The following is a 21,258-nucleotide window of genomic DNA, read 5'->3' as shown; positions in this document are numbered from 1 at the left end:
TCGGTCCCTACTACCCGGTACGGCGCAGGGCCGCCCGTTCACGGCGTGTCCGCGGCGTCCTCCCACTGCTCCACGCGCCGCCGGTACTCCCTGGCCGCCGCCCTCAGCGCGGCCTCGGGGTCGAGCCCCGCGTCCTGGGTCTCCCGTACGAGCGTGAACAGGCGGGCGCCGGCGGGCGGGGCGAGGTCGCCGGCGAGAGAGGCGGGCGCCCCGGCCCGGCCGGCCCGGCGCAGGAGCTGGGCGGCCAGGGAGATCGCCGGCTGGCCCATGGGCACGCCGCTGAGCGCCGAGCCGGCCTCCCCCTTGGCGGCCCGCTCGGCCGCCTTGATCGTCTCCCAGTTGTCGGCGACGTCACCCGCGCCGGAGACCTCGACGTCCGCGAAGACGTGCGGATGGCGGCGGACCAGCTTCTCCACGATCCCGGCGGCGACGTCGTCGATGTCGAAGCCGTCCCCGGCCGCCTCCTCCGGGCCCATCCGTTCCTGCGCGAGCCGGGCGTGGAACATCACCTGAAGCAGCAGGTCGCCGAGCTCCTCGCGCAGCGGCGGGCCGTAGGCGCCCTCGTGGATGGTCTCCAGCACCTCGTAGGCCTCTTCGACCAGGTAGGGCACGAGCGACTCGTGGGTCTGCTTGCGGTCCCACGGGCACTCGCGGCGCAGCCGGTCCATGATCTGGACGAGGTCGAGCAGCCGGGCGCCGGGCAGGTCGTAGGAGCCGGGGACGACCTCGATCTCCGGCGGCTCGTCCAGGGAGATCGCGGCGTGGCCGACCGCGCGCATGAAGTCCTCGTCGCCGTCCTGCGCGGCCAGCCACACCACCGTCCCCGTACGGCTCTCGCGGGCGATCGCGCCGGGCTCGGGGGTCACCACCTCGACCCGTACGCCGGCCTCGTCGAGATAGGGCAGGTAGGGGTGGTCCGGGGTGCCGGTGAGCACCCGCCCTCGGGTGAGGGCCTTCCACGCCGCGGGCGCGAGCAGGCCCGGAGCGACCCGGGGCGAGGTGGTCACCACGATCAACGCCATGGCCTCAGCCTAATGAGCCCGCCCACCCGGCGTCGCCGGGTCGCCGGCCATACCGCTCAGGCGTGCGATCAGCCGGCCTGAGCGGCGCCGGCAGCACCCGCGGCGGCCTCGCCCGCAGTGGCCCCGCCCGCCGAGCCGAAGCGGTCGTCGGCGACGAAGCCCTGCTGGGGGTCGAACTTGCCGTAGCGCGGGCTGTACTTCACCGGCACGGCCGAGTCGGCCTCCTGGACGATCTTCTGAAGGGCAGCCTGCTGGCTCGCCTGGTCCTGACCGGCGCCGGACTGCTGCGCCAGCTTGTTGCGGATGACGACGGCGCGGATGAAGTCGCGGCCCTCGTCCAGCGGGATGCCGTTGGCCAGCAGCACCTTGTTGAACTGGTCCCAGCCGCCCTGCGCCGTGGCGACGTCGTCGACCTCCCGGTCGGTGACCACGACGCCCTTGCTCCGGCCGAGCTCCCGGAACTGCCTGCTCGTGGTCATGTTGAGCAGGACCGTCTGCGGCAGCGAGAAGGACAGCTGGAGCTGGTCCTCGGGGATCTTGTTGGCGGCAAGGTCGGCGCGCAGCGCGCGGACCTCGTCGTTCAGCTCGCTGGAGGTGATGCGCTCCTTGCCCACGATGGCCGCGGAACCCGCCTGCACGGGGCCGCCGCAGGCGGTCACGGCGATCCCGGCCGCCGCCAGCGCCACGGCGACGCGCACTCGATACGACTTCACGGACGATCCTCCCGAACGACACCGGCCACGCGTATGTTGACAATTTCGCGGGTCACTGTACCCGCATCGGCTCCAGGAACAGGGCCTCGACCAGGTCCCCGCACCATTTCAGCAGGTCGAGGTCGCGTAGTGGCTGACCGCCGATCGGTTTGGTCTTGGGCACCGGCACGAGCAGGATGCCCGTCGCCTGCTTCACGATGGAGCGGGGGTAGAGCCGCTGGAGCCGCACCTGCTGGGAGTCCCTCAGCTCCACGGGCGCGAACCTGATCTGCTGGCCCTGCAGCGTCACGTCGGTCAGCCCCGCCTTGCGGGCCTTGATCCGGAAACGCGCCACCTCCAGCAGGTTGTCCACCTCCTGGGGCGGCCTGCCGTACCGGTCGGTGAGCTCGTCGCGGACGGCCGCGATGTCGTCCTCAGACCCGATGGCCGCGATCCGCTTGTACGCCTCCAGGCGCAGCCGCTCGGAGGTGACGTAGTCGTGCGGCACGTGGGCGTTGATCGGCAGCTCGACCTTGACCTCGGGCCGCTCCTCCACCTTCGCCTCGCCCGCGAGCTTGGACTTCTGCTCCTGGACGGCCTCGGCCATCATGCGGACGTACAGGTCGAAGCCGACACCGGCGATGTGGCCCGACTGCTCGGCCCCGAGGATGTTGCCGGCGCCGCGGATCTCCAGGTCCTTCATGGCGACGTACATGCCGGCGCCCATCTCGGTGTGCTGGGCGATCGTGGCGAGCCGCTCGTGCGCGGTCTCGGTCAGCGGCGACTCGGGCGGGTAGAGGAAGTAGGCGTAGCCGCGCTCGCGGCCCCGGCCGACCCGGCCGCGCAGCTGGTGGAGCTGCGACAGGCCGTAGTTGTCCGCACGGTCCACGATGAGCGTGTTGGCGTTGGGCACGTCCAGGCCGGACTCGACGATCGTGGTGGAGACGAGCACGTCGAAGTTGCGCTCCCAGAAGTCCACCATGATCTTCTCGAGCTGGCTCTCGTTCATCTGCCCGTGGGCGACCGCGATCCGCGCCTCCGGCACCAGCTCGTGCAGCCGCGAGGCCACCTTGTCGATCGTGCGGACCCGGTTGTGGACGAAGAACACCTGCCCGTCGCGCATCAGCTCGCGCCGGATCGCCGCCGCGATCTGCTTCTCGTCGTACGGCCCGACGAACGTGAGGATCGGGTGCCGCTCCTCCGGCGGGGTGAGGATCGTCGACATCTCCCGGATGCCGGTGAGGCCCATCTCCAGCGTCCGCGGGATCGGCGTCGCCGACATGGCGAGCACGTCCACCTGCGTTCGCATGTGCTTCATGGCCTCCTTGTGCTCGACGCCGAACCGCTGCTCCTCGTCCACGATGATCAGGCCGAGGTCCTTGAACTTGACCTCGGGCGACAGCAGCCGGTGCGTGCCGATCACCACGTCGACCTCGCCCGTACGCAGGCCGTCGAGGGTCGCCTTGACCTCGCCGTCGGTCTGGAACCGGGAGACCGGCTTCACCGTGACAGGGAAGGCGGCGAACCGCTCGCCGAACGTCGACAGGTGCTGCTGCACGAGCAGCGTCGTCGGCACCAGCACGGCGACCTGCTTGCCGTCCTGCACCGCCTTGAACGCCGCCCGCACCGCGATCTCGGTCTTGCCGTAGCCGACGTCGCCGCAGATCAGGCGGTCCATCGGGACGGGCCGCTCCATGTCGCGCTTGACCTCGTCGATCGCTTCGAGCTGGTCGCCCGTCTCGGCGTACGGGAAGGCGTCCTCCATCTCCCGCTGCCAGGGGCTGTCGGAGGCGAACGCGTAGCCGGGCGAGGCCATGCGGGCCGAGTAGAGCCGGATCAGCTCGCCCGCGATCTCCCTGACCGCCTTCTTCGCCCTGGTCTTGGCCTTGGCCCAGTCGGCCCCGCCCATGCGGTTGAGCGTGGGCGCCTCGCCGCCGACGTAGCGCGTGACCTCGTCGAGCTGGTCGGTCGGCACGTAGAGCCGGTCGCCCCTGGCGTACTCGATCACGAGGTATTCGCGGGTCGCGCCCTGGATCGTGCGCTGCACCATCTCGACGTAGCGGCCCACGCCGTGCTGCTCGTGCACCACGTGGTCGCCGACCTTGAGCTGGAGGGGGTCGACCATGTTGCGGCGGCGCGACGGCAGCCGCCGCATGTCCTTGGTGGACGCCTTCTGCCCGACGAGGTCGAGGTGGGTCACCACGGCGACGTCCGGCGTGACGAAGCCGTGGTCGACGCGGCCCGTCGTGACCTGCACGACGTCCTTCGGCGGCGGACCGTCGAGGGACGGCACCAGCCGCGCCGCCACGTCCACGCCCTTGAGCAGCTCGACCATGCGCTCGGCCGGGCCGTGCCCCTCGCTCAGCAGCACGACGGCCTTGCCCGCGCCCATCCAGCCCTTGATGTCGGCGAGCGCCCGCTGCGTGTCGCCCCGGTAGGCCTCGACGTCCTGCGCGTCCAGCTCCACGCCCTCGCCGAAGGGGGCGATGCTCCACCACGGCTGGCCCAGCTCGCCGGCGTGGTCGCGCACCTCCTCGAGCGTGCGGAAGGCGGCCGCCTCCAGGTCGATGGGGGCCTCGCCGCCCGCCGCCGCGGCGATCCAGGACGCCTCCATGAACTCCTGGCTGGTGTGGACCAGCTCGACGGCCCGGCCGCGGATCCGCTCGGGGTCGCAGACGAACACGGCCGACCGGATCGGCAGGTGGTCGAGCAGCAGGTCCATCTCCCCGGCGAGCACGGGTGCGAACGCCTCCATGCCCTCCACCGGCACACCCTCGGCGAGCTGGTCGAGCACGTCCTTCAGCGCCGGGTGCTCCTCCCCCAGCTCGCGGGCGCGCCGCCGTACGTCGTCGGTGAGCAGCAGCTCGCGGCAGGGCGCGGCGAACAGCCCGTCCTGGGCGACCTCCAGCGAGCGCTGGTCGGCCACCTTGAACCAGCGGATCTCCTCGATCGTGTCGCCCCAGAACTCCAGCCGCAGCGGGTGCTCCTCGGTGGGCGGGAACACGTCGAGCAGGCCGCCGCGCACGGCCACCTCACCGCGCTTCTCCGCCATGTCCACCCGGTGGTAGCCGTTCTGGACCAGCCGGGCCACCACGTCGTCCAGGTCGGCGTCGTCGCCCGCGCGCAGCCGTACGGGCGCCAGGTCGCCGAGCCCGGCCACGATGGGCTGGAGCAGCGAGCGGATCGGGGCCACCACGATCCGCAGCGGGCCTGCCGCGGGGTCGCCCTCGATCGGGTGCGCCAGCCGCCGCAGCACGGCAAGGCGCTGGCCGACCGTGTCGCTGCGCGGCGACAGGCGCTCGTGCGGCAGCGTCTCCCAGGCGGGGAAGACGGCCACAGAGCTCTCGTCCACCAGGCTCGTGAGCGCGGCGGCGAGATCCTCCGCCTCGCGCCCGGTCGCCGTGACGGCGAGCACCGGCCGTACGCGGGACAGCGCGGCCACGGCGAACGGCCGCAACGCGGGTGGCGCCACCAGCTCGGCGCCGGGGTGGGCGGCCTGCCCGGCGGCGTCGAGCGCGGCGGCCAGCCTGGGTTCGGCGGATACGAGGTCGAGCAGTCCGGAAAGAGACATCGATGCCTTCAAAAGCCCCGTGACAAAGACAGCCGGCGTGCGGACGCGACCCCGTTCATCCGGCCGATCCCCCTAACGGAGGAGATCCGCGAGACGCTCCCAACCGGGCCGCGGCTACCAAGGCTACGCCCTGTCCCCTCGCCTCGCTCCGCTCGGCCGCTCCGGGCGCCTACAGTCCGCGTCTTCCCTCGGTACGTGCTCGCTCGTTCCTCGCTCCGCGCGCTCCTCAGTCCAGACACGGCCGCGCCCCTCGCCTGTCCCCTCGCCTCGCTCCGCTCGCTCCTCGGTCCGGACATGATGGGTGACCGCAAATGCGCAACTGCGCGTCGCCGAATGATTACCCTCAGTGGCATGACAGAGGTTCGTTTGTCGTCCGCCGATCAGGACGACGTGTTCAGCCAGCGGATTCGCGAGCAGTGGACCGACCAGCTCGGACGGCGGCTCGACATCCTCATCGCCGGATGCGGCCGGGGCGGCGCCCTCGACGTGGGGCGCTACGAGCCGAGGATGACGGGGGTGGACGAGGATCTGCCGCCCCTGCGGGCCCACACCGCCAACCGAGGCGACCTGGAGGCGTCCTACCTGGGCGACCTGCGTCTCGTGCCGATCCCGCCCCGCTCCTTCGACGTCGTCTACGTGTCGTTCCTCCTCGAACGCATCCGGCACGCCGAGCTCGTGCTCGACCGGCTCGTGGCCGGGCTGCGCCCCGGCGGGCTGCTGCTGCTGAAGATGCGCGACCGCAAGTCGGCGTACGGCTTCTGCGACCGGGTGGCCCCCCGCTGGCTGCGGCGGGCGCTGTGGCGCACGCTCGCCCCGGCCGGGTCGGTGGGGCCGCTTCCGGCGATGTACGAGCCGCTGGCCTCCCGCGAGGGCATCCAGGCGTACTGCCTGATGCGCGGGCTCATGATCGCCGAGGACTACTCGGCGGTGAGCGGCCCGGCCCGGCGGGGTCCGCACGGCGGTCTGGTCGCCGTGGTCTGCCGGGTCGTGGCCGCGCTCTCGCGAGGCGGGCTCAACGGGACCGAGGACGAGATCACCATGGTGATCCGCCGTCCGCAGAACCACTTCGCCCGCCTCATCTGAGTGGCTACATCTGGGCCGCTACCTGGGGGTCAACACCGGCTCCCACGCCTCGGGCTTCTGGGTGTTCTTCCGGTATTCCGACAGCGGGACCGCGTTCTCGCCGTCGACGCCCACCAGGACCAGGCCGTTGTGGAACTCGTTCCCACACGTGCCCGCGCAGCCCAGCGCGACCAGGCGGTGGTCGTCGGCCCAGGCGAGGAGCTGGAGCACCTGCTGACGGCCCACGATCTCGCCCGTCGACAGCTCCGTGACCTTGGTGGGCATGCCGTCGGGGCCGGCGAGCAGCGTGCCGCCGGGCGACACGCCCGCCTTCGACTCCGTGGCGACGTAGCCGGAAGGTGCGTCGTGCGGCCTGCCCTCCAGATCGTAGAAGGCGTCCGGCCGCTTCCAGACGTTGCTGGCCTCGCGGACCAGCGCGCCGTCGTCGCTCCAGCCGAAGTCGCGCCTGACGTTGCTGTTGTCGGTCCAGCAGGGATCGACGGCGTGGAAGTCCCCCGCGGTCGCGGTGGCCGCGTCGACGACGTAGAAACCCGTCCGGCTGGTGGAGATCGTCTGGAACGGCGGGTGCCGGGGGTCCTCCGGCGTCGCCGCGACCCGCGACGGGCACTGTCGCTCGACGACGGACGTCCTGTCCAGGTCGGGGGACTCGTCGTAGGCGGTGGCGAGCAGGCGCGTGCCGTCCGGGGACCAGGCGACGCCGCCCACGGGGTGGTCAACCGGCACCCACGCCCGCACCTGCCGGGCCTCCATGTCGAAGATGCCGATCCTCCGCACGGGCAGGTCCTTCTCCAGGACCGCCGCCCAGCGCAGGCCGGGTGCGACCTCGGTCCAGCCCCACTCCGTCTTCTCGTAGCTCTTCGTCGCCGGATCGAGGAGATACCACGTGCGGTCCAGCACCTTGCGCCCGGCGGCCGTACGCGACCGCCACGTGTAGTAGGCGGAGACGGCCACTCCGCCCGCCGCGATCATCGTCTTCGGCGGGGAGTTCCCGGTGTCGGCCAGCACGTCCTCCGCAGGGGTCGTCTGCCGGTAGGGCTGGACGGGCACCACCACCGGCGGGCCGCCGACCTGCGAGATCGGCTCCGCGGTGAAGAGGGGGACCACGACCAGCGGCACCAGCAGGGCCACGGCCGCCACGACGGCCGCGCACGAGACCGCCCCCGCGAATCTCGTCAGGCGCAGCCGCGACCGGCGGCGCAGCGCGCGGTCGGCGAGGTCGCCGGGCACGTGGACCTCTCGCGACCACTCCTCCAGCGTCTGCTTCAGCATCCGGGGCGTCATGAGATCACCTCACTCAGGCGCAGATCGGCGAGTTCCGGCGCGGTCGTCCGCAGCCGGGCGAGGGACCGGTGCGCGGTGCTGCGCACGGTCCCGACGGAGCAGCCGAGGACCTGGGCCACCTGGTCCTCGGGCAGGTCTTCGAGATAGCGCAGCACGAGCACGGCGCGCTGGCGGGGCGTCAGCCGGGCGAGCGCCCTGCGCAGGATCATCCGCAGCTCGGCCTCGTCGGTGCCCGCGCGGCCGGCCGGATGCTCCGGCACGTCGGCCACGCTGGTCTCCCGCTGCCGCCAGGCGAGCCGCCACCAGCTGATCTGCTGCCGGTACATCACCTGGCGCACGTAGGCCTCGGGCTCGTCGAGCCGCCCCCATCTGGTGATGACCTTGGCCAGAGCGGTCTGCAGCAGATCCTCTGCTGAGTGCTGGTCTCCTCCGGTCAGCAGATAGGCCAGCCGCATGAGCGCCGGCGCGCGGGCCGACACGAATTCGCGGAATCGTCGCTCTTCTGCGGCGTCCACGAGCACCTCCTCGGATTAATGTCTGCCTGTAGACGCCCCGAGCACCGGCACGCTATGCGTGCGGTTGCCAGTAGGGTGCGTATCCGACCCACCGAGCTGCGCACAATCGAGCGGAAACGGAAGCCATGACCGAGTGGACGCCCGACGCACGTGAGCTGGCGGACCTGGAGCTGCTGCTGTCCGGGGCGTACGCGCCGCTGGCCGGCTTCCTCACCTCGGCCGAGGTGGAGAGCGTGGCCGAGCGGGGCCGGCTGCCCGGAGGGGCGTCCTGGCCCGACCCGATCACGATCGCGCTCCCGGACGAGTTCGGGCCCGGCGACCGGGTGACGCTCAGGGACCCCGAGGGCGCGGCGGTCGCGGTGCTGACCGTCGTGGAGCGGGACGGCCACCACGCCGCCGGGCCGGTCGAGGCGCTCGACGCCCCCGTGTACGGACCGTTCTCCCGGCTGCGCCGCACGCCGGAGGAGGTGCGCAAGGACCTGCCGGACGGCGAGGTCCTCGCGGTGACGATGCGCGGGCCGCTCGACGGCGCCGCGCTCGACGACGTGGCGGCGACCGCCGAGGAACTGGACGCCACCGTGCTCCTCATGCCCCTCGTCTTCGGCGAGGGCGGGCCTGCCGTGGTGCGCGCCGCGCTCAAGGCGGCCGAGCGGCTCCCGGGGGCGACGGTGGTCGCGGTGCCGCTCGCGCCGCGCGAGGACGCCGAGATCGACCTCGAACTCCGCGAGCACGTGGCCCGCAACTACGGCGCCACCGAGCACTACGCCGGTCCCGCGCCGGTCACCATCCCCGGGCCGCCGCACAAGCGGGGGCTCGTGGTGTTCTTCACCGGCCTGTCCGGCTCGGGCAAGTCGACGATCGCCCGGGGTTTGCGCGACGCGCTGCTCGAACGGGGCGGCCGCACGGTCACCTACCTGGACGGCGACGTCGTGCGGCGGATGCTGTCGGCGGGGCTCACGTTCTCGCGCGAGGACCGCGACCGCAACATCCGCAGGATCGGCTTCGTGGCCGCCGAGGTCGCCCGCCACGGCGGCCTGGCGATCTGCGCGCCCATCGCGCCGTACGCCGCGACCCGGGACGAGGTGCGGGCGATGGTCGAGGAGGTCGGCGGCGACTTCCTGCTCGTCCACGTGGCCACGCCGCTGGAGGAGTGCGAGCGCCGCGACCGCAAGGGCCTGTACGCCAGGGCGCGGGCCGGGCTGATCCCGGAGTTCACCGGGATCTCCGACCCGTACGAGGAGCCGGAGGACGCCGACCTCGTCCTCGACACCACGGACATGACGATCGAACGCGCGGTCGGCGCCGTGCTGAACCTCGTCACCTCGGGCGGCTGGGTCCGCTGAGGCGTCCGCCGAATGCTCAGGAGGGCGGCACCGGCGTCGACGTGAAGCGGGGCAGCCGCCCGAGCTGCGCGAACGCCCGGGTGGCGCCCGGCGTGGTGTCGAACCTGGTGTCGCCCCGGGGCGCCAGCGGCGAGTCGAAGTAGACCAGCGCCTTGATCTGGGGGTAGTCCCCGATCTGACGCCGCACCGACTCGAAGAAGTCGCGCTTGAACGCGGGTGCCCCGCGCCGCTCGAAGGCGCCCCACTCGGCGACCATGATCGGTTTGGCCGGGAACCTCGCCTGCATCCACCGGTAGAACCCGGGCCAGCCCGGCGCGTCGGGCCGGGTCTTGTCGACCAGCCCGGCGAAGTCGCTCACCCGGTCGTCCGCGTACGGGTCGAAGGCCACCCAGTCGACCACGTCGTCGCCGGGGTAGAGCCTGCCGAACCACGGCTTGGCCGCCCAGTTGGGCGCGCCCATGTAGGTCATCACGGTCACCGCGTTGCGCACCCCCTGTTGCCGCAGGCGGGTCACCACGTGGCGGTACATCGCGACATAGTCGGCGGGGGAATAGCCCCCGCCCTCGCGCACGTCGTTTTCCGGCTCGTGGTGGATCGTGAGGAAGAACCGGCCGGGGAAGGTGCGCCGGATGTGCTCGGCGAGCCTGTCGACGCGCCCGTCCACCTCGCCGCGCGCGACCTCGGCCCACGTGTGGTCGAGCGCCGGCTTCCAGTTCACCAGCAGCAGGCGGGGCCCCTTGGCGATCTCCCGCTCCTCGGCGGTCGGGAAGAGTTCTCCGCCCCGGTGGTAGACGTGCACGATGTCGGCCCGGCGGCCCATGCGCCGTTCGGCCATGTCCACCGCGCGGATCGGGCCACGACCGGAGAAGACGTCGGGCGCGATCCCCCACCACGCCCCGCACGTCGGGATGAGCTTGTCCGTGACCGCGCAGGCGACCGGCGTCGTCCCGGCGCCGCCGCCCGGCACCCGCCCGCTCGTGGCGGTGCCCGCGCAGGCCGTCGCGCACACCCCCGCCACCAGTACGGCCAAGCCGGCGATGAGTCTCATCGCGCCCCCTTCCTCGGCAGACCACGCAATGAACGGATGGGCAAACACCATCCCATCAATCCCCGTGGCTTCGGGGGCCGTTTCCCCATCTCACGAGTACGGATATTTCCGTTTTAATCGGCTAATTGAGCGGCCATCGCCTGACGCTAATTCGGCAATAGCCGGGGACGAAACTCCGTGGCGGCTTATAGTTCGAGCCGGATCCCGCCGGACCGCCGCCGGGACCACGAACGCGCCCGGCTGCCCCTCCCTCATCCGGGGGGGCACCGGTGGCCCCACCGCCGGCCGCGGCCGCGTGACGAACGAGGGCACGGGGAGTTCGATGAGCCTGCCGCCGCACAGCCGCGACCTTTCTGAATACGGCTCTGTGCTCCGGCGCAGGCGCCTGGTCGCCGCCGTCTGCCTGCTCGCCGGAGTGGGCGGCGGCGCCGCGGCGCTCGCGATGACCCCAGAGCGTTACACCGCGGTCGCCCAGGTGCAGGTATTGGCGACCGGCGCGCAGGAACAGTTCAACGTGCCGAGCTCCCGGCAACGGGAAACGCTCAACCTCGACACCGAATCGCAGATCGCCCGATCGGCGGTCGTCTCCACCCTGGCCGCCGCGATTCTGAGATATCCGGATCCGGAGGAATTGCGGGAGCATGTGATCGTGGACGTTCCTCCCAATTCCGCCATTCTTTCCATTTCTTACTCGGCGTCGGATCCCCGGGCCGCGGCCGCGGGGGCCCAGGCGTACGCGGAGGCATATCTGCGCAACCGCGCCCGCGCCGCCGAGGACGCGATCGGCGGCCAGTTGAAGCTGATCGCCGCGCGGCTGCGCGAGGTCGAGGACGATCTCGACAAGGCCGTGACGACCCAGGCGGCGAACGCCCAGGCCACTCAGGCCACTCAGCCCACTCAGGCCACTCAGACCACGACCACCCGGACCGCGACCGGGCAGACCGCGGCGGGACCGGGACCGGCCAGGCGGCAGGCCGTGCTCGCCCGGCAGGTGTCGGACCTCACGCTGCGCTACGACGCGCTCAAGACCGTCGCGGTGACGCCGGGCACGGTGATCAGCCCCGCCAGGCCGCCCGCGCGGCCGGCCCATCCGAGCCCGCCGCTCTTCCTCGGCAGCGGCCTGTTCCTCGGCGTACTCGCCGGGGCGGGGGCCGCGTTCGGCCGCGACCGGCTCGACACCCGCATCCGCACCTGCGCGGACGTCGAACGGCTGTGCGGCCTGCCGCTGCTCGCCGAGCTTCCGGCCAGGCCGGACGCGGCGGTCCTCGACGAGATGGCCGCCGCCGTCGCCACGTCGCTGGGCGGCGGGCCCCACCGGCTGCTCCTCGAAGGCGTGGGGGCAGGAAGCCCCGAAGCCGTGGGGGCAGGAAGCCGCGAAGGCGTGCGGACAGGGAGCCTGGAAGGCGTGCGGGCACAGGGCACGGCCAGGCAGCTCGCCAAGGGCCTGGGCCCCGCGCTGGCGCACCTGGTGCCGGTGACGGTCGTGACCGGCCGGTCCGCCCATCCCGACGCCGCCCTGCTGCTGATCACCCTGCGCCGGACGACCTCCCCGGAGGTCGCCCGGGCCGTACGGCAACTCGGCCGGCAGGGCGCCCGCGTGCTCGGCGCCGTCGCCGTGCCGCCGGGGTTCGTCGCGCCCGTCCCCGAGACGGCGGAGTGGGGCGCGTGACCATCCCCGCCCCCCGCACCGTCCTGCCTCCGGCGGCCCGCCCCCGGCGCCGGCGCCGTCCCGCGCGGGCGGCGTGGCCGATCGCGGCGTTCCTGCTCGGCTATCCGCTCTGGTGGGCGCTCGGCCTGGGCGGACTGTCGGTGGTGGTGCTGGCCGTGCCGATGGCGGTGGCGCTGTGGCACAGGCGGCCGATCCGCGCACCGAAGGGCTTCGGCCTGTGGGCGCTGCTGCTGGCGGGCTACCTGGTCAGCGCGCTCGCGCTCGCCGAGACGCCGGACGGCACATACGGCGAGCTCGCCGCCGGCCGGGTCGTCGGCTACCTGATGCGGCTGGCCGTCTACGTCTCACTCCTGATCATGGTGCTCTACCTGGGCAATCTCACCCATGACGAGCTGCCGCAGCGCACCTTGGTCAGGTGGCTCGGCGTGCTGTTCCTGACGGCCGTCGCGGGCGGGCTGCTCGGCGTGCTCGCGCCGGGCTTCGCGTTCACCTCGCCGCTGGAGATGGCGCTGCCGTCGTCGATCGGCGGCAACCCGTTCGTCGCCAACCTGATCCACCCGACGGCGGCCCAGATGCAGCACGTGCTCGGGCACGCCGCGCCGCGCCCGGAGGCGCCGTTCGAGTGGGCCAACGCCTGGGGCAGCGACGTCTCGGTGCTCGTGATCTGGTTCGTGGTCGGCTGGTGGACCTACGGCGGGCCGTACCGCCGCGCGGCGGCCGTGCTCGCGCTCGCCGCAGCCGCCGTCCCGGTCGTCTACTCGCTCAACCGCGGCCTGTGGATCGGGCTCGGCATCTCGGCGGCGTACCTGATGGTCCGGGGCGCACGCCCCCTCCTGGCCGGAGCGGTCGCGGCCGTCGTCGCGGCGGCGTTCCTGCTGTCGCCGCTGAGCACGATCGTCGCGCAACGGCTGGACAACCCGCAGAGCAACGGCATCCGCGCGTTCACCGTCGCGGCCACCGTCCGGGTCGCGGCGACCTCGCCGGTCATCGGGTATGGCAACACGCGCAACGCGTACGGCAGCCACCGCACGGTCACGACGGGCCGCAGCTCGTGGTGCGTGGAGTGCGGCCATCCCCCGCTCGGCAGCGACGGGCAGCTGTGGCTGCTGCTGATCAGCCAGGGCTTCGCGGGGGCCCTGCTGTACGTCGCCTTCTTCGCCGGCGCGGTGCGGCGCTACTGGGCCGACCGGACGCCGATCGGCAAGGCGGGGACGCTCGTGATGATCCTCGTGCTGCTCTACATGGTCGTCTACGACGGGCTGATCAGCGCCCTGACCCTGTATCTGATCTCCTTCGCCCTGCTCTGGCGCAACGCCGCCAGGACATCCGACCCCGGGGAGGCGCGATGAGGGACGCGGCCGATCGTCTTCACTACCTGGACGAGGTGATAAACCTGCTGTTCCCCCCTTCCCGGCCCGGCGCCCGGCCGAGCGTCCGCAGCGTGCTGCCGCACCGCCTCGTCCCCCGGCGGGTCGTCCCGCGCGCGTGGTGGCACACCGCGCTGGGGCGCGGCCTGCCCGTCGGCGGCGGGACCGACACGATCGAGACGCACCTGAGCGACGTCCTCGGCCGCCGGATGCGGGTCGTCGTCCACGTCAGGCCAGCCCGCCGCGCCAACCGCAAACCGATCCTCGAGGCGTACGACGAGTCGGGGCTCACGGGATTCGTGAAGATCGGCGACTCGCCGCGGGCCAGGCGGCTGGTGCGATACGAGAGCGAGGTGCTGCGCATGCTCGCCGGGCGGCCGTTGAAGGTCGTCGTGCCGCCCGACGTGCTGTATCACGGCGCGTGGCGGGGTCTTGAGGTGCTGATGCTGTCGCCGCTGCCCGTGACTTCCCGCCGCGTGGGTCCCCGCCGCGTGCCCGCCCGCCTGCTCGTCTCGGCCGCGCGGGAGATCGCCGCCATCCGCCCGTACGACGACGAGACGGGCTCCGAGGAGCGGACCGGGGAGGCCGCGGCCTGGCACGGCGACTTCACCCCCTGGAACGTCGCCGCGGGTGCGGACGGGCGGCTGCTCGTGTGGGACTGGGAGCGGTTCGCCGTGGGCGTGCCGCTCGGCTTCGACGCCCTGCACCACTTCTTCCACCGGGCGCTGCGCCGGATGCCGCCTCCGGTCGCCGCCCGATCCTGTCTCGCCCAGGCGGGCGGGCTCCTGGAACCGTTCGGCGTCGACGTCGCCCAGGCGCGCCGTACGGCGGTCCGCTATCTGGTCGCCCTCGCCGAGCGGCACCGCCGCGACGGCCGGGAGCCGCTCGGGCCGCCCGCCGTCTGGCTGAACCCTCTGGTCGATCACCTGGAGTGCCTGCTTTGAGGTCAACGCTGAAACACTCGGCGCACGCCGTCTCGCTCGCCGCCGGGAGGGCGACCAGCGCGGGCAGGGTGCTGCCGTCGTTCCTGATCATCGGGGCGCAGCGGTGCGGCACCACCTCGCTGTACCGCGCCCTGTCCCGGCACCCGCTGGTCATGAAGCCGGTGCTGCGCAAGGGCGTCCACTACTTCGACATGGCCTACGAGCGGGGCCTGCCCTGGTATCGCGCCCACTTCCCGCTGACGTCCGGGGCGCAGGCGCTCCGATTCCGGTGGGGCCACGCCCCCCAGGCGTTCGAGTCGGCCCCTTACTACCTGTTCCATCCCCTGGCGGGGGCCCGCATCGCGGGGGACCTCCCCGGGGTCAAGCTGATCGCCTTAGTCCGGGACCCGGTCGAGCGGGCCTGCTCCGCCCACGCGCACGAGCTGGCGCGGGGGTTCGAGACCGAGCCGTGCTTCGAGCGCGCCCTCGCGCTGGAGCCGGAGCGCCTCGCCGGCGAGGCCGAACGGCTGCGCACCGTCCCCGGATACGCGAGCCACGCGCACCGGCACCACGCCTACCTGTCCCGGGGACGGTACGCCGAACAGCTGGCCCGGCTGGAACCGCTCGTGGGACGCGACCGGATCCTGGTCCTCGACAGCGGACTGCTGTTCCGCGACCCCGGCGCCGCGTACGACCGGGTGCTGGGCTTCCTGGGACTGCCCCGGCTCGGCGGCGTGGAGTTCGAGCGGCACAACGCCCGGCCGCGAGAGGCCATGCCCGCGTCGGTCCACCGGCGGCTTCGCGAGCACTTCGAGCCATGGGACGCGCTGCTCGTCCCGTGGCTGGGAGCGGTGCCCTCGTGGCGGCGCTGACCGATCTTCCACGGCCGGGCGGCCTTTTCCGGCATGGAGTCGCCGGCCTGGCCACGGCGGGTGCCACGGCGGGCGGGCAGTTCGCGCTCGTGCTGGTGGTGACGCGGTCGCTCGAACCGGCGGCCGCCGGGGCGTTCTTCACGGCCACCGCGCTGTGCCTGATGCTCGCGGGCGTCGTCCGCCTGGACACCGGCAACGGCCTCGTCCACGCCCTGGCCCGCAACCGGTCCGTCGACGGCGCCGGCCGGGACGGGGGGCGGCGGCTGGTCCGCGGGATCCTCGCGCCGGTGGCCGCGCTCGCGTCCGTGACGGGCGCCGGGGTCGCCGTGGCGGCCGGGCCGCTGGCCGGGCTCACCGGCGTGCCCGGCGGCGTCTGGGTCGTGCTGGCCGCCGCCCTGCCGTTCGTCGCCGTGTCGGACGTGCTGATCTGCGCCACCCGCGGCCTCGGCACCATGCGGCCGACGCTGCTGCTCACCGGGGCCGTGCAGCCGCTCGGGCAGCTCGCCCTCGTCACCGCGGCCGTGCTCGCCGGGGCCCCGCCGCCGGTGCTGGCCGCCGCCTGGGCGCTTCCCTCCATGGCCGGCGCGGTGCTGGCCGCCGTGCGGCTGCGCGGGCTCGGGCCGTACGACGTGGGGGAGGTGGGCGCCTTCTGGCGGCACACCGCCCCGCGGTCGGCCGCGGCGGCCGTGCAGTCGCTGTTCCAGCGGCTCGACGTGGTGATCGTCGCACTGCTCGCGGGTCCCGCCGCGGCGGCCGTCTACACGGCGGCGACCCGGTTCAAGGTGCTGGGGCAGCTCGCCGGTCAGGGGCTCGCCCAGGCCGCGCAGGCACGGCTGGTGAGGGCCCTGACCGAGGGCGACCTGGACGGCGCCCGCGCGCTGTATCGGACCACCACCAGATGGCTGGTCGTGCTCACCTGGCCGCTCTGGCTGGGGTACGCGGCGCTCGCGCCGTGGCTGCTCCCGCTGTTCGGGCCCGCCTACGCCGGCGGCGGCGCGATCGCGCTCGTCCTTTCCGCCACGATGATGGTCGCGACCGCCTGCGGCATGGTCGACGTCGTGCTCGTCGCGGGCGGGCGCACGGCGGCCAGCCTGGCCAACGTGACGACGGCCGTCGCCGTGACGATCGCCCTCGACGTGCTGCTCGTCCCCGCCTACGGCGCGCTGGGGGCGGTGCTGGGCTGGTCGGGCGGCGTGCTCGTGAAGAACCTGCTGCCCGCCGTACAGGTCCACCGCCGCTACGGCCTGCGCCCCTTCGGTGGAGGCCGCTCGGTCGAGGCTGCGAGGGCGGCCGGCGGTGCGGGGGCGGCTGGGGCTGCGAGGGCGGCTTCATGACCGCGGAACCGCCCGTGCTGGTCACCGGCCTGCCGCGCAGCGGCACGAGCTGGGTGGGCCGGATGCTCACGGCGAGCCGGCGGCTGGTCTACGTCAACGAGCCGCTGAACCCGCAGCGCCCGCCGGGCCGCTCCCCCGGCGTGCTCGACGCGTCGGTGACCCATCGCTTCCAGTACATCTGCCCCGACAACGAGACGCCCTGGCTGGCGGCGTTCTCCCGTACGGTCGCGCTGCGCTACAACTGGCTGGCCGAGATCCGCCGCAACCACGGGCCCGGCGACCTCGCGCGGATGGCCAAGTACGGCACGGCGTTCACCGTGGGCCGCCTGCTGGCCAGGCGGGCGCTGCTCGACGATCCCTTCGCGCTCCTGTCCGCCGAGTGGTTCGCCCGCCGCCTCGGGTGCCGGGTGGTCGTCGTGGTCCGCGACCCCGTGTCGTTCGCCGGGAGCTGGCGGCGGCTCGGCTGGAGGGTGGACGTGCGCGAACTGCTCGGCCAGCCCCTCCTGCTGCGCGACCACCCGTACGTGGCCGAGCTCGGAGCGCTCGCCGGAAACCGGGACGTGGCCACCGGAGCGGCAGTGTTGTGGAAGGTCGCACGACGGGTCACCGACACGGTGGCCCGGCGCGCCGCCGGCATCACGGTCGTGCGGTATGAGGATCTGTGCGCCGCGCCCCTCGACGGCTTCCGCGACCTGTACGACTGGTGCGGACTGCCCTGGACCCGCCGCGCCGCCCGCCGGATAACCGCCGCCTGCACGTCCTCCCGCTTCGAGACCCGCCCCGCCTTCGCCTGGACCGGCCTGTCCCGTACGGCCTACCGCCCGATGGACTCCCGGCAGGCGCTCACGTCGTCCTCCCTCCCCCACGAGGACGCCGCCCGCGTACGGGCCCTGGCATACGACTGATCGGCGTATCGCCGAAGGAGGCGTTCGGGAAATACCATCACTCCGCCGACGGCGGAGTGATGGTATTTCCCGAACGATGTGAGGACTGGAGTTCAACGTCCTACTCAGCGACCCCATCAGCAGCGAGATCACTGACCAAGCCGTCGAGTACCTGGCCGCGCTGTTCGCACCGGGACCCGACGCACTCGGCGCGAGGATGGCGGGACGCGCAGAAGAGGGCATCGGTGAACCTGAAACTGTTGCCTTGGCGACGTCCCTCCTCGCCGCCGATCTCGCGCAGGCCCTGCAGCCCGGCTGAAGCACACCGACCGCGTCTCCCCGAGGAGCCGACCTACATCCGGGCCCGGTTCTATATCGGTGACACTGGTTCTGCCCCCTGAGAAGCGGCACCTCGGTCAGCGTATTGGCCTCCACCAGCAGGTCTTGTATGCGGTGCAGGTGCAGACGTATGCCCCGATCGGGCAACCACCGATCGTGAACAAGCGGCATCGAGCTAGCCGAGGGTGGTGTCGCCGAGGGAGGCGAGGAGGGTGCGCAGGGCGGCGGCGAGGTGGTCGCGCTCCCGGGGGTCCAGCGACGCCAGCAGGCGCGCCTCGTTCGCGACGTGCGGCTCCAGCACCTCGTCCACGAGCGCGAGACCGCGGCCGGTGAGCCTCACCCGGATCGACCGCCGGTCGCCGGAGTCGGGGATCCGTTCGACCAGTCCTCTGGCCGCCATGCGGTCGATGCGGTTGGTGATCGCGCCGGAGGTCACCATCGCCGCCCTGTTCAGCGCTCCCGCCGTCAGCTCGTACGGCGGACCGGACCGACGCAACGTGGCCAGGACGTCGAACTCCCAGCGCTCGAGGCCGTGCGCGGCGAAGAACTCCTTCAGCTCCCGGTCGAGCAGCCGCGACAGCCGGCTGATCCGGCCCATGATCCCCATCGGCCACACGTCCAGGTCGGGCCGTTCCCGCGCCCACTGCGTCATCAGCAGATCGACGGCATCGTCCATGGCGACCCCTCAACACTAAGTATCTCAACATTGACTAGTTTGACGTCTATGTGAGTCTCATGCTGTTATTTCAACGTTGAGATTATCAACGAGGAGCAATCTTCATGAGCAAGTTCGCCGCATCCCGGTCCGGTTCCGCCGCAACACTGGCCCTCACCGCGCTGACGCCGCTCGCCTGGGGCTCGACGTACGCCGTGACCACGGAGTTCCTGCCGCCCGACCGCCCGATGTTCACCGCGGTGATGAGAGCGCTGCCCGCCGGGCTGGCATTGCTGGTCATCGGCCGGGTGCTCCCGCGCGGCGTGTGGATCTGGCGGGCCGCGGTGCTCGGCGTGTTGAACATCGGGGCGTTCTTCCCCTTGCTGTTCCTGGCGGCGTACCGGCTGCCCGGCGGCGTCGCGGCGGTGCTCGGCGCGGTCGGGCCGCTGTTCGCGCTCGTCTTCGCCGCCCTGTTGCTCGCCGAGCGTCCGACCCTGCGCAAGGTGCTCGCCGGCCTCCTCGGACTGCTCGGGGTCGGGTTGGTCGTCCTGCGCGCCGATGCACAACTCGACATGGTCGGCGTGCTCGCCGGACTGGCCGGGGCCGCGTCCATGTCCGCCGGGACCGTGCTGACCAAGCGCTGGGGCCGTCCCGAGGGGGTCGGAGCCCTCGCCCTCACCGGATGGCAGCTCACCGCGGGCGGGCTGCTGCTCGTCCCGGTCGCCCTGCTCGTCGAGGGCGCGCCGCCGGCGCTCAGCGGCGAGAACCTGCTCGGCTACGTCTACCTGGGTGTCGTCGGCACCGCCCTCGGCTACTGGATCTGGTTCCGCGGAATCTCCCGGCTCCCCGCGACGTCCGTCGCCTTCCTCGCGCTGCTGAGTCCGGTCTCCGCGGCCGTCATCGGCTGGGCGGCGCTCGGTCAGGCCCTCAGCGCGGTTCAGTTGCTCGGCATGGTCCTCGCCCTCGGCGGCACCCTCCTCGGTCAGGCCCCGGCCGGGCGCTCCCGGCGCGCCACGGCCCCGCCCGAGCCCGTACGGCCCGCGGCCCGGACGGCCTGCCCGTCCCGCTGACACGGAGGAGCCCAATACGCGGAGCGACGAGCGAGACGTGGGAGGATTTTCCCGGCCGTGCCATGCGCGAACTGTGCCATACGCGAACCAGGACGACCGGAGGACGAGCGCGATGCGCGACGAGAAGATCAGCGATTTCCTGTCCCGCCTCGCCGATCGGGTGCCCGCGCCGGGCGGAGGCGCCACCGCGGCCCTGCACGCCGCGCAGGCCGCGGCCCTGCTGGGCATGGTCGCGCGCTACACCACCGGCGAGAAGTACGCCGAGCACGCGGCCGTGATCGAACGGATCACCGGCGAGACCGACGAACTGCGGTCGAGCGCCCTGCGCCTGGCCGAGGACGACGCGGCGGCGTTCACGACGGTGACCGAGGCGTACAAACTGCCCAAGGACACTGACGAGGCGAAGGCGGCCCGATCGGCCGCCATCGCCGAGGCGCTGGTGGGGGCGGGCAAAGTCCCTGCCGAGGTGGTCGCCGTCGCGAGGAAGGTCGTCGGCATCGCCGAGGAACTGCTGCCCATCGGCAACCGCAACGTCGTCTCTGACATCGCCGCCGCCACCGAGGCCGCGCGGGCCGCGGCGACCACCGCCCGGGTGAACATCGAGATCAACCTCGGGGGGATCAAGGACGAGCGGGCCCGCGCCGAACTGGCCGCCGAGGCGGCCGGGGTGGACGAGGTCGCCGCGCGGGCCGAACGCGTCACCGCCGCCGTCCGTGAGGAGATCGCCAAGTGAGCGCCCGGGTTCTGTCCGGCAAGGAGCTCGCGGCGTCGATCCGGACCGAGGCCGCCGAGCGGGCCGCCGCGCTCGCCGCGGCCGGCACGCCGCCGAAGCTCGCGGTCGTCGTCGCCACGGCGGACGAGTCCAGCGCCTGGTATGTCCGCTCGATCGCCCGCGCCGCCGAGAAGGCCGGCATCACCTGCGACATCGTCGACCTCGGCGCGAACGCCGCCCCCGGCCTGATCCGCGACAGGCTGGCGGCGCTGAGCGACGACGACACCGTGCACGGGATCATCCTCCAGACCCCGCTGCCGCAGGGAGCGAAGCTGGAGGACCTGGCCGGCGCGATCGCGTTCGAGAAGGACGTCGACGGCGCCAACCCGCTGTCGCTGGGCCGCCTGGCCGCGGGCCTGCCCGCCTTCGCTCCGGCGACCGCCGAGGCCGTCGTGGCGATCCTCGACCACCACGAAGTCGACCTGGTCGGCAGCCACGTCGCCGTGGTCGGCCGGTCCACCGTGGTCGGCAAGCCCGCCGCCCATCTCCTGCTGGACAGGAACGCCACCGTGACGGTCTGCCACTCCCGTACGCGGGAGCTGGCCGCCGTCACCTCCGCGGCCGACGTGGTCGTGGCCGCGGTCGGCCGCGCCGGGCTGATCACGGCCGAGCACGTGCGGGCCGGGGCGGTGGTCGTGGACGTCGGCACCAACCCCACCGAGGACGGCGGCCTGGTCGGCGACGTCGACGCGGTCGCGGTCGCGGACCAGGCCGGGGCGCTCACGCCCGTGCCCGGCGGGGTCGGCCCGGTCACCACCGCGCTGCTGCTGCGGCACACCGTGAATGCCGCCGTGCAGGCCGCCGGACGCGGCTGAGCG

Annotated in this window: 17 protein-coding genes and 1 pseudogene; 11 read left to right on the top strand and 7 right to left on the bottom strand. The window is 72.9% G+C overall.

All coding sequences use genetic code 11. The features are described from left to right. Window positions 1-38 precede the first annotated feature (38 nt). The 3 genes from FH610_RS25230 to mfd all read right to left on the bottom strand — a co-directional run bounded on the left by FH610_RS25230 (window position 39) and on the right by mfd (window position 5,285). Complete coding sequence (locus FH610_RS25230) at window positions 39-1,022, bottom strand: nucleoside triphosphate pyrophosphohydrolase (RefSeq protein WP_139577302.1); 984 nt, start codon at window positions 1,020-1,022, stop codon at window positions 39-41. 68 nt (window positions 1,023-1,090) lie between these two features. After that, window positions 1,091-1,735 carry a SurA N-terminal domain-containing protein gene (locus tag FH610_RS25225; RefSeq protein ID WP_139577301.1) on the bottom strand — a complete coding sequence of 215 codons (645 nt, stop codon included), beginning with the start codon at window positions 1,733-1,735 and terminating at the stop codon, window positions 1,091-1,093. 52 nt (window positions 1,736-1,787) lie between these two features. Beyond that, window positions 1,788-5,285 carry a transcription-repair coupling factor gene (mfd, locus tag FH610_RS25220; protein WP_139577300.1) on the bottom strand — a complete coding sequence of 1,166 codons (3,498 nt, stop codon included), beginning with the start codon at window positions 5,283-5,285 and terminating at the stop codon, window positions 1,788-1,790. Window positions 5,286-5,636: 351 nt separating this feature from the next. Here mfd and FH610_RS25215 point away from each other — a divergent pair, with 351 nt between their 5' ends. Continuing rightward, complete coding sequence (locus FH610_RS25215) at window positions 5,637-6,368, top strand: methyltransferase domain-containing protein (protein ID WP_167538769.1); 732 nt, start codon at window positions 5,637-5,639, stop codon at window positions 6,366-6,368. An 18-nt stretch (window positions 6,369-6,386) separates the two neighbouring features. Here the strand turns inward: FH610_RS25215 and FH610_RS25210 are convergent, their stop codons facing one another. Next, window positions 6,387-7,649, bottom strand: a complete 1,263-nt coding sequence (locus FH610_RS25210; protein WP_139577299.1) for a hypothetical protein — start codon at window positions 7,647-7,649, stop codon at window positions 6,387-6,389. Further along, window positions 7,646-8,164 (bottom strand): SigE family RNA polymerase sigma factor, encoded by a 519-nt coding sequence (locus tag FH610_RS25205; RefSeq protein WP_139577298.1) that lies wholly within the window; start codon window positions 8,162-8,164, stop codon window positions 7,646-7,648. Before FH610_RS25205 ends, FH610_RS25210 begins: the two co-directional genes overlap by 4 nt. A 104-nt stretch (window positions 8,165-8,268) precedes the next feature. On the opposite strand from FH610_RS25205, the pseudogene cysC reads away from it, so the two are divergent. Continuing rightward, window positions 8,269-9,507 (top strand): annotated as a pseudogene (gene cysC / locus FH610_RS25200) (adenylyl-sulfate kinase); the annotation flags it as partial. A gap of 16 nt (window positions 9,508-9,523) precedes the next feature. Here the strand turns inward: cysC and FH610_RS25195 are convergent. After that, complete coding sequence (locus tag FH610_RS25195; protein ID WP_139577296.1) at window positions 9,524-10,555, bottom strand: glycoside hydrolase family 26 protein; 1,032 nt, start codon at window positions 10,553-10,555, stop codon at window positions 9,524-9,526. Between the two features lie 322 nt (window positions 10,556-10,877). Between FH610_RS25195 and FH610_RS25190 the strand changes: the two genes are divergently transcribed. Genes FH610_RS25190 through FH610_RS25165 form a run of 6 tightly spaced genes read left to right on the top strand, consistent with a single transcriptional unit; the run spans window position 10,878 to window position 17,625 of the window. Then, on the top strand, window positions 10,878-12,224 hold the full coding sequence (locus FH610_RS25190; protein WP_161628074.1) for a Wzz/FepE/Etk N-terminal domain-containing protein: 1,347 nt from the start codon (window positions 10,878-10,880) through the stop codon (window positions 12,222-12,224). Then, window positions 12,221-13,573 (top strand): hypothetical protein, encoded by a 1,353-nt coding sequence (locus FH610_RS25185; protein WP_240809179.1) that lies wholly within the window; start codon window positions 12,221-12,223, stop codon window positions 13,571-13,573. The genes FH610_RS25190 and FH610_RS25185 overlap by 4 nt, the downstream gene beginning before the upstream one ends. After that, window positions 13,570-14,535, top strand: a complete 966-nt coding sequence (locus FH610_RS25180; RefSeq protein ID WP_139577294.1) for a hypothetical protein — start codon at window positions 13,570-13,572, stop codon at window positions 14,533-14,535. The genes FH610_RS25185 and FH610_RS25180 overlap by 4 nt, the downstream gene beginning before the upstream one ends. After that, window positions 14,532-15,386 (top strand): sulfotransferase domain-containing protein, encoded by an 855-nt coding sequence (locus FH610_RS25175; protein ID WP_139577293.1) that lies wholly within the window; start codon window positions 14,532-14,534, stop codon window positions 15,384-15,386. The genes FH610_RS25180 and FH610_RS25175 overlap by 4 nt, the downstream gene beginning before the upstream one ends. Continuing rightward, window positions 15,353-16,720, top strand: a complete 1,368-nt coding sequence (locus tag FH610_RS25170; RefSeq protein WP_240809178.1) for a lipopolysaccharide biosynthesis protein — start codon at window positions 15,353-15,355, stop codon at window positions 16,718-16,720. Before FH610_RS25175 ends, FH610_RS25170 begins: the two co-directional genes overlap by 34 nt. After that, window positions 16,717-17,625, top strand: coding sequence for a sulfotransferase (locus FH610_RS25165; RefSeq protein ID WP_139577291.1), 909 nt, complete (start codon window positions 16,717-16,719; stop codon window positions 17,623-17,625). Before FH610_RS25170 ends, FH610_RS25165 begins: the two co-directional genes overlap by 4 nt. A gap of 493 nt (window positions 17,626-18,118) precedes the next feature. On the opposite strand, the gene FH610_RS25155 is transcribed toward FH610_RS25165, so the two are convergent. After that, the gene (locus FH610_RS25155) at window positions 18,119-18,619 is read right to left on the bottom strand and encodes a MarR family winged helix-turn-helix transcriptional regulator (RefSeq protein ID WP_139577290.1); all 501 of its coding nucleotides are present in this window, start codon (window positions 18,617-18,619) and stop codon (window positions 18,119-18,121) included. A gap of 104 nt (window positions 18,620-18,723) precedes the next feature. Between FH610_RS25155 and FH610_RS25150 the strand changes: the two genes are divergently transcribed. From FH610_RS25150 to FH610_RS25140, 3 genes are all read left to right on the top strand, one after another. After that, complete coding sequence (locus FH610_RS25150; RefSeq protein ID WP_139577289.1) at window positions 18,724-19,668, top strand: EamA family transporter; 945 nt, start codon at window positions 18,724-18,726, stop codon at window positions 19,666-19,668. A 112-nt stretch (window positions 19,669-19,780) separates the two neighbouring features. Next, entirely contained in the window at window positions 19,781-20,401 is a 621-nt protein-coding gene (locus FH610_RS25145; RefSeq protein WP_139577288.1) for a cyclodeaminase/cyclohydrolase family protein, read from the top strand. Beyond that, window positions 20,398-21,255 (top strand): bifunctional 5,10-methylenetetrahydrofolate dehydrogenase/5,10-methenyltetrahydrofolate cyclohydrolase, encoded by an 858-nt coding sequence (locus tag FH610_RS25140; RefSeq protein ID WP_139577287.1) that lies wholly within the window; start codon window positions 20,398-20,400, stop codon window positions 21,253-21,255. The genes FH610_RS25145 and FH610_RS25140 overlap by 4 nt, the downstream gene beginning before the upstream one ends. Window positions 21,256-21,258: the final 3 nt, after the last annotated feature.

The sequence above is a fragment of the Microbispora catharanthi genome, from assembly GCF_006334915.2.
GTDB classification, from domain to species: Bacteria; Actinomycetota; Actinomycetes; order Streptosporangiales; family Streptosporangiaceae; genus Microbispora; species Microbispora catharanthi.
This window is presented reverse-complemented; position numbering and strand designations above follow the sequence as displayed.

What these genes read in the sequence shown, in the direction of transcription:
- FH610_RS25150 (WP_139577289.1), top strand. Translation starts at nt 18,724, where the DNA reads ATGAGCAAGTTCGCCGCATCCCGGTCCGGTTCCGCCGCAACACTGGCC.
- FH610_RS25215 (WP_167538769.1), top strand. Translation starts at nt 5,637, where the DNA reads ATGACAGAGGTTCGTTTGTCGTCCGCCGATCAGGACGACGTGTTCAGC.
- FH610_RS25145 (WP_139577288.1), top strand. Translation starts at nt 19,781, where the DNA reads ATGCGCGACGAGAAGATCAGCGATTTCCTGTCCCGCCTCGCCGATCGG.
- FH610_RS25230 (WP_139577302.1), bottom strand. Translation starts at nt 1,022, where the DNA reads ATGGCGTTGATCGTGGTGACCACCTCGCCCCGGGTCGCTCCGGGCCTG.
- FH610_RS25180 (WP_139577294.1), top strand. Translation starts at nt 13,570, where the DNA reads ATGAGGGACGCGGCCGATCGTCTTCACTACCTGGACGAGGTGATAAAC.
- FH610_RS25190 (WP_161628074.1), top strand. Translation starts at nt 10,878, where the DNA reads ATGAGCCTGCCGCCGCACAGCCGCGACCTTTCTGAATACGGCTCTGTG.
- FH610_RS25210 (WP_139577299.1), bottom strand. Translation starts at nt 7,649, where the DNA reads ATGACGCCCCGGATGCTGAAGCAGACGCTGGAGGAGTGGTCGCGAGAG.
- FH610_RS25165 (WP_139577291.1), top strand. Translation starts at nt 16,717, where the DNA reads ATGACCGCGGAACCGCCCGTGCTGGTCACCGGCCTGCCGCGCAGCGGC.
- FH610_RS25155 (WP_139577290.1), bottom strand. Translation starts at nt 18,619, where the DNA reads ATGGACGATGCCGTCGATCTGCTGATGACGCAGTGGGCGCGGGAACGG.
- mfd (WP_139577300.1), bottom strand. Translation starts at nt 5,285, where the DNA reads ATGTCTCTTTCCGGACTGCTCGACCTCGTATCCGCCGAACCCAGGCTG.
- FH610_RS25195 (WP_139577296.1), bottom strand. Translation starts at nt 10,555, where the DNA reads ATGAGACTCATCGCCGGCTTGGCCGTACTGGTGGCGGGGGTGTGCGCG.